Consider the following 9,823-nt stretch of genomic DNA (forward strand, 5'->3'; position numbering starts at 1 on the left):
GTCTATTCCTTCTCCAGTGGCATATCAGCCGCCTTCATCACATCCCGGAATTCGTCCTCCCACTCCTCGTAGGTATGAACTTTTACCGGATAATCCCATGGATTCACATGGCGCTTCATCCTGTTGTTGTTCGCGAGATTCCTGGTTGGACTCATGAAGACACCTCCCATGTGCATCAGCTTTGACAGCGGGAAATACATGAACAATACCGATACCAGGAACACGTGAATGTAAAACACTTCACCGATCTGACTCAGAACCGTTGCGTCGACGGGGTGAAAATTGATGAGCCCCATCGCAAGCTTCTTGACGGAGACAATATCCACCTTGGAAAAATACCGCATGAAAATTCCCGTTGCGGCGATCCCGAAGATCAGGAACAGCGGGAAATAGTCGGCGGCAAGAGATATGTAGCGCAGCTTCGGATCGATCACTCTTCGCACGAACAGAAATGTCACGGCAGCAAGTATCAGAATGTCTGTAATGTAGATGACCGGAAGTCCTACCTGAAAGATTCCATCGAAGTTCTGAAGGCCGAGCACCCAGTACGGAATCGGTTCAGCAAAGAACTTGAAGTGGCGTACGAAGATGATCAGGAACGACCAATGAAACATCAACCCGCCGAACCATAGAAGCTTTGTCGCTCCGTAAACTAGCTTGGGACCATCTTTCAGATCCAGTTTGGTGTTCCTGAACAGAGATCTGAAGAAAAGCACTTCAAGCGCCATTCTTCCAATAACGCCGAGCGTCGTGTGAGGGCAGTCCAGCTTGCTGCTCTTGATCCATGGCAGCGATTTCTGCTGGCCACAGGTTGTGGGAATACGAAATGGAACCGGCGATCGCGCCCACTTCAGCACGCGGTAGATCACGCCGACGAGGAACGCGACTATTGCTACATACGGGATGATGATCCCGAAAAGGTAGCCGAGTCCGGCCGATTCAACTCCAATCCAGGCAGCAAGAATCAACAGAATGACTGCGACGAAGGAAAAGACGACTCTCATCTACCACTCCCTTCATGTCGTTTCACAGATGGATTATTTTCATTATCTGATGCTCCGGAACCGCACGTATCATCCGAGGCTTTAGCCCGGCGTTCCAGAGGCGAAAACGTTCCCATTGTTGCTTCTCTGTTTCTGATCTTGCAAATAGTCTCGCGACAGAGCATGTACGCATCAAAGGCATAAAGAGCAAATCTGTCGATCCGTGTATCCAAGTCATGCAATTCATCAGCCAGATGCTTGTCGGAAGACTGATCCATCGCGAAAGCACGAACTACATTCTTCAACTCGAACACGAATGCTACGGCATCAGATGGCTTGAAGTCCTGCACTGCGCGGATCTTCACCAATGACTCAGCAGAGGCGCGGAGATTCTGCTCGTCCATGTCGCCTGTGATCTCTTCGAAGATTAAGGCAAGCTCGCGCTCGATCGTAAATCCCACAGGGTTCGAGAACCTGTTCTTCTGGTTCTTGAAAAAATCTACAGAGTCAGGAGGATAAGTGGCCAGTGTTCGGTCGAGCCAGTCTTCAAGAACCGCTTTTCTTCTCTTTTTGAGGATATCTATCAGCATGTCTCCTCGACGCTCGTTCAGTCCGCCTCTGGACTGTAATATGTTACATATTTCACAAACTCAGCTAAAAAATAACACGCTCAACTTCTCTAATCTGGAGTCAACTGTCATCTGTCTCACGTTCACTTCATCGTGAAGTGCAGACAGCCGCTCAATCCAGTCAGGAAAGATTGCGCATTATTTCACAAGAGACGAAACTCCTTACACAAATAGAAGAGCAGTGATTCGCGACAGAAAGGTCGTAAGAGTAACTGCTACTGCTATATAGATAGTATGCTTTTGTGATGAATAGTCAACTGTTATTTTTACCTTTTTCAGAATCAGCATAAGTTGTGGGCATTCATGGCAGGCGCTGTGCATTAGCCCTTGAAGGGGTCCTGCTTCATTGGGTGATTTTCATACGTTTATGTTAGATCTACCAGTCCGCTGAGCCCACCCTTCCCGACCGGAAGTGATATAATAGAGTCAGCCCGAAGCTCACTTGCTCCGGGCTGATTTTCAAGTCATAGAATGCGGCGTGTTACACGCAGCCGGTCGGCTTGGCAAGGCCAGCCACTTTGCAGGCACCTTTAGCCGGTCCAGATGGGAAGAGTTCGTAGACTTTCTTCAATGGGAATCCAGTCTCTTTGCAGAGCTTGCGGATCATCGGAGCAATCCCGAACTTCTGGTAGTAGTCTCTAAGATAGTTGACGAGGTGCCAATGCTCGTCGGTCATGGCATCGACGCCTTCGGTCACGGCTAGCGCCTTGGCGACTTCCTCATTCCACTTTTCGGGCTCTTGAATGAAACCGTCCTCATCGACCTCAACCTGATAGTCACCAACTTCGAGTTGTGCCATCTTTCATTCCTCCGTATTTACGTTAGTTCAGCATTCTTATATGCAAATCTACTGTGCAAACTCGCTTTATCAGTGCATCTCCAAATAGCCGCAAGGACAGTTCTCCTCACACTTCTTGCAACCATTGCAGAACTCCATCTTGATTTTGTACGGTTCACCTTTTGCGAGCGGCTTAACAATCGCATTATCCTGACAGAAACTCCAGCATGTGCCGCAGTCGAAGCACTCCCCGCAACTCATGCACCGTTTTGCCTCAGCGATCGCGGCGTCTTGCGAAAGCGTCGACGTGATCTCCGTATCCAGGGCTTTGAAACGCTCTTCGACACTCAAGTGATTCAACTCGACTCTCGGAGCCTCGGCATAGTACCCCATGTGCATCAACTCAGGCTTGATCTGGCTCAAATCCGCGCCATACTCCGCGGGTACAGGTTCGCCGGTGATCGCCTCGTGAACGGCAGCGGCAGCTTTCCTGCCATGATATATGGCATCGATTGCTATGCCGAGATTGATATTGTCACCACCGGAATACATGCCATCTTCTTTGGTCTTGAACTTATCATCGACCTTGATCCAGTCGCGTCCCTCAATGAGATTCTCGATACCAGTGAAGTCGGGCTCCTGGCTGATAGCCGCTATCAGAGTCGTGAATTCGAGATCGTAGGTATCTCCCTCGATCGGAACAGGTCTCCGTCTGCCGGATGAGTCAGGCTCACCGAGCTCCATCCGCTGGCATTTCATCCCTGTGGCCGTTCCGTTGCTGCGGTAGATTTCGATCGGAGCAGCAAGGAAATCGATTCTGACACCTTCCTCAAGTGCACCCTCTATCTCCTCGTCGATGGCCGGCATCTCGGCCTGCGTCCTGCGATACAGAATAGTGGATTTCGCACCCAGACGACGCGCGACTCGCGCGGCATCGATTGCGGTGTCTCCGCCACCGATTACGACAACACTGTCGCCGATAGATACTGACTGGCCCGCGTTGACCTTGTGAAGGAAATCGGTGCCGGTGAACACATTCTCCGCATCTTCGCCTTCAACTCGAAGCAGCAGCCCCTTATGCGCGCCGATCCCGATGAATATCGCCTTAAATTCCTTCTGCAAATCGCTGTATTGGATATCTTTTCCAACGATTGTGCTGAGCTTGAGCTCGACACCCATATCGAGTATACGGTTTATCTCTGCATCGAGGATGTTTGTCGGAAGGCGATAATCTGGTATGCCATATCTCAGCATTCCGCCTGTCTTGGGAAATGCCTCAAATACAGTCACTGGATAGCCGCGTCGAGCAAGGTGGTAAGCGCAAGACATGCCTGCAGGGCCGGAGCCGATGACTGCGATCTTCTCGGTTCTTCTCTCGTCAGTCAGCTTCTTGGGTGCGAGCTTCTTCTCGAGTCCCCAGTCACCGATAAACCTCTCCATGCTGTTTATGCCGACAGCGCCTTCAAGAGCCTTGCGATTGCACTCTGATTCGCATGGATGAGGACACACTCTGCCGAGTGTCGATGGAAACGGAGTGGTCTCAAGCCAGATATAGAAGGCCTCTTCCAGAGCTTGCTCGTAAGTTTTCTCGTACTCTTCCGCCTTCGAAATCGTCATCAGGATTTTTCTGATCTGATTGTGATTGGGGCAATTGAAGATACATGGCGGCATCTTCTCGATCAGCTTCGGTCGCAATGGCGAGGTTTCTACACTCGATGATCCCGACGAACGAGAGAGACCCCCCAGACCTTTTTTCTTTTTCCTAACTACTTTAGCCATGTTGTCACTCTCTTGTTATGGTTGCACTCCGCCATGATTCTGGTCGAATCCGCCAGTACTGTCCGCCGAGCAATAGTGCCGGGTCCAGCTTCCGCTGTCGCCTCTGGTCATTCAATCATCGTATAGGCCGAGTTTGTTCTAATGTTCTCTCCAAAAGGTCTTATTCAATACCACACCTTGTGATATATTTAACAATCAAGTAATTTAAGCAATCTCGCTCCTGTTGACAACACATTTCATCTTCATCGAAATCCAGGTCTGTGACCAACGTCAGATTCATGCGCATCACCCGGATGAGCCTCCGAGTTGTCTTGTCCCGACGACATTCCTATCAGTGCGATAACGGCAAGCTGCATCAACCACAGATCGAGACCAACTGGGAACTCCATCAGCATGAATGTGCGTGTAGCACGCGAAAGTCGACTTACAAATAAGCCCATCGCGATTGCCGCCCAGTCCGACTCCCCGCTGCATACTGAGGCATGTATCGACTTCACCTATCCCGGAGAGAGCTCCGGAATAATGGAATTCATGGCCCTTTATCAAGGTGCCAATCTCCAGAAAGGGATTCTCCCGATCTACTCGACACCGCGCATACCCATGCCCTACTGGCTTAGCCTGCATTTCGAGATCGACAGGAAACACTCCAGCCATCTCGAATTTCTTTCCGTGCCAAGTCAGCGATCTCGAAAGATAAATAAGTCCCCCACACTCTGCGTACACAGGCAACCCCAGGTTCACAGCATCCCTCACAGAGACCATCATCGACTTGTTCGAGCAGAGCCGTTCAGCGTGGGTTTCCGGAAATCCACCACCAATGTAGAGCGCATCGATATCCGGGAGTGCCGTATCATCAAGTGAAGAGACTCCAACAAGTTCAGCGCCGCTCGATTCCAGAGCTTCCAGATTCTCGGGGTAGTAAAATGTAAAGACAGAATCGTTGAAATATCCTATGCGGGCCACGCCTGCTGACACCGATTGCTTCGCGTCATCTTGGGATTCCATGTCATCAGCTTTGGAGGTCAATTCAATTATGCCATCAATATCGATGTACTTCGCCGCAATCTCTGCGAGCTTCGTGTGCAGGGAGTCGCCGTCGCTGAACTCCGCCGGCGTAACAAGACCAAGATGCCTCCCCGGAATCACTGATGAGTCATCTCCGAGCCTTGGCAGAGCCCCGAGTACAGGGATCCGGCAGAATTCTTCTATCGATTCAGTTAGAATCTTCTTATGCCTTTCTCCGGCGACTCGATTCAATATGACACCTGCAATCCTGACCCCCGGATCGAAGGAAACCAGCCCATTGACAATGGCTGCGACCGTTCTTGTCATTTTCGTGGTATTGACCACCAGCAGGATCGGAGCCTGCAACAGTTTTGCGAGCTCCGACGTACTATGAGTCCCAGAGAGGTCTTTGCCATCAAACAGACCGCGATTGCCTTCGACAATCGCGATATCTGATCCGACGGCGCTGGAAACAAAACGTTCCAGCACCTTCGCAGGATCGACCATGTAAGTGTCGAGGTTTCGGCATGTAGCTTTCCCGACAGCCCCGAGCCAGGCCGAGTCTATGAAGTCAGGGCCTTTCTTGAAGACTGACGCAGTCAGCCCTCTCTCCAGCAGAGCTGTGAGGATTGAGAGGCTGACCGTCGTCTTCCCAGAATCTCCGGACAGGCCGGCAACTACGAGCCGCGGCAGTCTGACATGCATAGAGCAAAACCGAACACCGCGATCTAATCGTTGGCGGCGGCCTCCCTGTGTGGAAGCTCAATATAGCTTCCACCGAAATAGGTGTAGACGCATCTTCCAGAGTTGATAAGCTCTTTGATGGCTTCCTTACACATCTTCTTGTCGACTACATCACCGTGAAGTTCGATCATCGACTTGATAAGGTCCATCGCTTTCAGCTTCTTAAGTTTGCCCGCGTCCTTCACCAGCTTGAACATCGCATCAGCGAGTTCATCTACTGTTATGGCCACTTCTCACACCCTTCTAAAAGGTTAGATGCGTCGAGCGCTTAAATGTAAGACCAGCATGCTTGAAATCGTCAATATGCTCTTTCTGAAATTCGATACCGGACATCCTAAAGAATTTGGGCCATCCGATTCTCTCGATCCACTCACCCATTCTCTCGTACTTCTTAGCATTCGCTGCCCACAGTTCGACGAGACTTCTGATCGCAGTGGTGACTTCCGGCCACCGTGGCGGATTATTCGGGAGAAATGGTATCGCCAACTTCGAGAACATCGGCTCGTGACGTGCATTCGAAACCTTGCCACCAAGCCAAATTGAAACGCCGTCGTTCAGCGGATCTGCCATCGGCATCGACGGACAGACGGTGAAACAGTTGGCACAGAACATGCATCTCTCTTCAATAACCTCAACTGAGTTCTTGCCGTCAACCGTTGCTGGTCTGATAGCCGCTGTTGGGCAGGATGCGCTGACGTTCGGAATCTCGCACATCTTGTACAGACTCGCATGATCGATTTTCGGCGGGCGCCTGTGGATGCCCAGGATAGCAATATCGGAGCAGTGAACGGCACCACACATGTTCAAGCAACATGCGAGCGCAATTCTCAGCTTACCGGGAAGCTTGGTCTCCGTGAAGTACTCGAGCAGATCGTCCATAACGGCTTTCACAACACCCGAAGCATCGGTGGCTGCCGAATGGCAGTGCACCCAGCCCTGAGTGTGGACAATCGCCGAGATCGAATTTGCGATACCGCCGACCGGGTGGCCCATCTTGTCGAGATCACTAATCAGCGGATCGATATTTTCTGACTTAGTCAGCAGGAATTCGACATTGTGGCGGCTTGTGAATCTGAAAAAGCCATCACAGTATTTGTCTGCGAGGTCGCAGTATGCACGAATCTTGTGGACGGCGATTAGCCTGCCCGATGCGGCACGCACCGTGAACAGCTTGGCATCAGTCTCGGACACGTGAACCATGACGCCCGGCTTCACCAATTCGTGATATTTCCATTTGCCGTAGTTTTCCTTGATAACAGGCGGCAAGAACTGCTCGTAATGCGGCGGCCCGTAATCAGTTCTTCTTTCCTCTGGCATGTTATACCTCTATCTCCAAAAGTTATTATCCAGAATTACAAGTGGCTATGATTCTGCCTCTTCGCTTTCGTCACCATCATCTTCGAAATACTCTTCGTAGAAGATGTACGGATTTTCTCTCGGATGAGCGACCATCTCTGCGACAGGCTCAAGATCGATCGCTTCGAGGAAATTACCGAGACCGACTCTCTGAATGAACTCACCGACTCTCTCGCGGTTCTTGCCTTCTTCACTCCATACATCCCAGATATTTTCGACTATACCCATCAGTTCCTTGTATGGGGCTTCCATCTTGATGAACGGTATCAGGACGGATGAAAGCAGCGCACCTTCAACGATCGGAGCCTTGGAACCGAGGAGGATCGTTGCGCCACGGTCTTTACCGGGACGGAGTGCCTTGGGCATTACGTTTATGCAATGCATGCACCTGCGGCAATAGCTGTTTTCAATCTTGAGCTCCTTGCCATCCCATTCCATACACTTGGCCGGGCAGTTGTCTACTACGTCAGATTTGATATCCATTCCAGCCTCAGCGTACTCCGTGACGGCAGCTTTGTCCATCTGGATTGAATCACGCCAGGTGCCAATGATTGACATGTCGGATCGAGCAATCGACGCCACACAGTCATTCGGGCAGCCGGAGAATTTGAACTTGAACTTGTAAGGGAATGCCGGGCGATGTATCTCATCCTGGAACGCCATCGTGAAATCGTAGCACGCCTTCATCGTATCATAGCATGCCCATTCGCATCTCGCCATACCGCAGCAACAGCTCGGAGTACGGACGTCAGAGCCCGATCCGCCGATATCAAAGTCGATCTTGGCAAGGTCGGCAAATATCGGTTCGAGCTGGTCGGTTTTAGTCCCGAGCAGAATGATGTCACCGGTGGAACCATGCATGTTGGTAAGACCAGAGCCGCGCTTCTCCCAGATATCGCATATCTTGCGCAAGGCTTCTGAAGTGTAGAACCAACCTGACGGCTGATTTATACGCATGGTATGGAAGTGTGACACGTTCGGGAATTCATCTGGAAGATCCGAATAACGGCCGATAACTCCACCACCATAACCCATGACACCAACGATTCCGCCATGCTTCCAATGGCCCATCTTCTCTTTGTAGGAGCGTTCGAGCAAGCCAAGCAAGTCTTTGGCCATCGGGTTGTCCTTCGCGGCTGACTTTATCTCCGAAACGAAACTTGGCCACCCACCCTTCTCAAGCTCGTCGAGCAACGGAGTTTTAGGTAATGCGTCTGCCATTGTCTCTCCTTACATTGCTTATTAGTGTATAACCTTTATCATCCTGGCCACCGAGAATGGAATCACCCCATTCTTCTTCTGCGATCGTGATATATGCATCTGCACCCGATTTGCCTCAGGCGCTCCCGAGTCTAATCGGTCGCAGGTTGCTATAAGACAATACTTTATTAAACCAATTTCGGTCCGTAGTCAAGAAGAAAATGTGAAAAAATTCATTAAGTCTAAACATGACCGATTCCCCCCTGAATGCGCCGCTCTACAACCGCACCCCTCTAACTGTCAAGAGATTAATAGGTTGTAGTAACGTACCCCTCGAATGTGATTGTTACGGATCCTTAATCGTCCTCCTTCTGTTAGGCAAGTCGTGTAGTACTTTTGAAACTGGCACCACCAATGCGATGCCTCAGTGGGCTTCTGACTTACTCTAATCAGCCCCCTTGCGGGGGCTGATTGAAACACCTTCAGACAGATTCTATCCCGATTTACATTCCCTTATAAGGATTAGGTCCAACAGACTCGATCACCTCAAGGAAATCATCGAATATCTTCGGTATCTTGTAGTAGTCAGTGATCGCCAGTTCGTGAATCTCCACCCGCTCTTCTTCGAGGACAAGCTGTTTCAGCTTCTCCTGAACATTTTCCATTCGGGTGTTCGCCAATTCACTACCTTTGACGAAATGACATTGGTAATCGTCCCCCTTCTTGCAACCAATTAGAATCACGCCGTCAAACCCGGACGCCAGGGCATCACCGACCCACACAACATTCATCGAACCGAGACAGCGCAACGGAATGATTCGCAGCATGGCATTATACTGCATCCGCTTCAGGCCGACCATGTCAACGGCAGGCAGCGCATCGTTCTCGCATACGAACGCGAGAATTCTCGGCTTCTCGTCGAATTCGTCCGGGACATTTATCGCCTTGATCACCTGTGAGATCTGATTCACGCTGTAGTTCTTGAACGAGATGATTCTCTCTGGACAGGCGCCCATGCATATTCCGCACCTGCGACAACGCAACGGATTCGGCAACGGTGTTCCCTTGTCATCTTCATCGAGCGCACCGAATGGGCACTCCTCGGTGCAGCGTTTGCACTGCGTGCATCTCTGCATGAAGAACTCCGGATAACTCAAATCACCAGCTCTGGGATGAACAGCCGCGCCTCTGCCTATCGCTTCAACAGCCTGTATCGATTTCAGAGCGGCGCCGTAGGCATCATTAATGCTTGATGCAAAATCCATCGGCGCACGAGTAGCTCCTGCTGCGTAGATAGCGGTTCTTCTTGTCTCATACGGGAAGCAAATGAAGTGCGAATCCGTATAACC

9 protein-coding genes are annotated in these 9,823 nt (G+C 50.7%); all 9 read right to left on the reverse strand.

Going from position 1 to position 9,823, the window contains the following annotated elements:
* Nucleotides 1–2: 2 nt before the first annotated feature.
* Nucleotides 3–1,004: a sulfate reduction electron transfer complex DsrMKJOP subunit DsrM gene (gene dsrM, locus KKH67_06170; GenBank protein ID MBU1318770.1), complete on the reverse strand. Its 1,002-nt coding sequence runs from the start codon at nucleotides 1,002–1,004 to the stop codon at nucleotides 3–5.
* Nucleotides 1,001–1,573, reverse strand: coding sequence for an RsbRD N-terminal domain-containing protein (locus tag KKH67_06175; GenBank protein ID MBU1318771.1), 573 nt, complete (start codon nucleotides 1,571–1,573; stop codon nucleotides 1,001–1,003). Before KKH67_06175 ends, dsrM begins: the two co-directional genes overlap by 4 nt.
* Before the next feature lie 520 nt (nucleotides 1,574–2,093).
* Nucleotides 2,094–2,411, reverse strand: a complete 318-nt coding sequence (locus tag KKH67_06180) for a TusE/DsrC/DsvC family sulfur relay protein (protein ID MBU1318772.1) — start codon at nucleotides 2,409–2,411, stop codon at nucleotides 2,094–2,096.
* A 69-nt stretch (nucleotides 2,412–2,480) separates the two neighbouring features.
* Nucleotides 2,481–4,169, reverse strand: coding sequence for an FAD-dependent oxidoreductase (locus tag KKH67_06185; protein ID MBU1318773.1), 1,689 nt, complete (start codon nucleotides 4,167–4,169; stop codon nucleotides 2,481–2,483).
* A 285-nt stretch (nucleotides 4,170–4,454) separates the two neighbouring features.
* A complete protein-coding gene (gene cobB, locus KKH67_06190) occupies nucleotides 4,455–5,879 on the reverse strand; it encodes a hydrogenobyrinic acid a,c-diamide synthase (glutamine-hydrolyzing) (GenBank protein MBU1318774.1) in 1,425 nt (474 codons plus the stop codon).
* Between the two features lie 23 nt (nucleotides 5,880–5,902).
* Entirely contained in the window at nucleotides 5,903–6,148 is a 246-nt protein-coding gene (locus KKH67_06195) for a hypothetical protein (protein MBU1318775.1), read from the reverse strand.
* Nucleotides 6,149–6,161: 13 nt separating this feature from the next.
* On the reverse strand, nucleotides 6,162–7,235 hold the full coding sequence (gene dsrB / locus KKH67_06200) for a dissimilatory-type sulfite reductase subunit beta (protein ID MBU1318776.1): 1,074 nt from the start codon (nucleotides 7,233–7,235) through the stop codon (nucleotides 6,162–6,164).
* A 45-nt stretch (nucleotides 7,236–7,280) separates the two neighbouring features.
* Nucleotides 7,281–8,495 carry a dissimilatory-type sulfite reductase subunit alpha gene (gene dsrA, locus KKH67_06205; protein MBU1318777.1) on the reverse strand — a complete coding sequence of 405 codons (1,215 nt, stop codon included), beginning with the start codon at nucleotides 8,493–8,495 and terminating at the stop codon, nucleotides 7,281–7,283.
* A 482-nt stretch (nucleotides 8,496–8,977) separates the two neighbouring features.
* A partial coding sequence (locus tag KKH67_06210; protein ID MBU1318778.1) for a hydrogenase iron-sulfur subunit occupies nucleotides 8,978–9,823 on the reverse strand: 846 nt, incomplete at its 5' end.

This window comes from Candidatus Zixiibacteriota bacterium (genome assembly GCA_018820315.1).
Taxonomy (GTDB): domain Bacteria; phylum Zixibacteria; class MSB-5A5; order JAABVY01; family JAHJOQ01; genus JAHJOQ01.